Below are 683 nucleotides of genomic sequence, written 5' to 3'. Positions count from 1 at the left end.
TCACCGGCCAGGATCGACAGCACGATCCGGACCTTCTCCTCCGGCGGCAACGCCGGCGGCCTCACCATGATCGATCAGACTCCTTCACAGGGCAGGACCCGCAAGAAACAAGCCCTGCCACAAAGTCTGACGCGCGACACCAGCTACAAAGCCACCATCAGCATCGACATCCTGACCACACCAGACCCGTGACAGGAATCCGCAAGCTCTATCTACACGGCATTGCTTCTAGATCACTTCTCAGCGAGTTGGCGGCGAGGTGCTGTTCTGCCGGTTCTGGTTCCCGTGTCGCGGGTGCCGACGACAGTTGAATGGGCGGCCTCACCCGGGCCCGGCTCCGGGTTGCCTAGGCCCTGTACATGATCTGAACCTGGCGTCTGGGCCTGACACAAGAGATCGTCGCTCCTCTTCGCGATCGCTTGGCTCGACAGCATGGAGCAGCTGCGTTGTCGGTCTGGTTGACCTCCGTCATTCCGGTGCCGTCGGCGGGAGGCGGGCCGGTGCGGTGTTGCCCCGGCCGGGAGGATGGCTGATGGGGGTGTTCAGGTGTCTCTGATCTCGCCGTGGGCGGTCTCGCGGCCGGTGAGGACGGCGAGTGCGGTGACGGCGCAGCCGGCGATGACGTAGAGGACGACGGGGGTGATGGAGTGGCTGCCGGCGACGAGGGCGGTGGCGATGAAGGG

General features: G+C 64.9%; 1 protein-coding gene. It reads left to right on the top strand.

Features of this window, described 5'->3' with window-relative positions; translation table 11 throughout:
* Positions 1 to 192, top strand: a 192-nt coding sequence (locus PUR56_RS19420) for a hypothetical protein (RefSeq protein ID WP_329949861.1), incomplete at its 5' end; no start/stop codon positions are given.
* Positions 193 to 683 lie beyond the last annotated feature (491 nt).

The organism is Streptomyces sp. BE303, from assembly GCF_036290945.1.
Classification (GTDB): domain Bacteria; phylum Actinomycetota; class Actinomycetes; order Streptomycetales; family Streptomycetaceae; genus Kitasatospora.
Note: the sequence above shows the minus strand (reverse complement) of the source record. Positions and strands in the feature narration are given on the sequence as shown.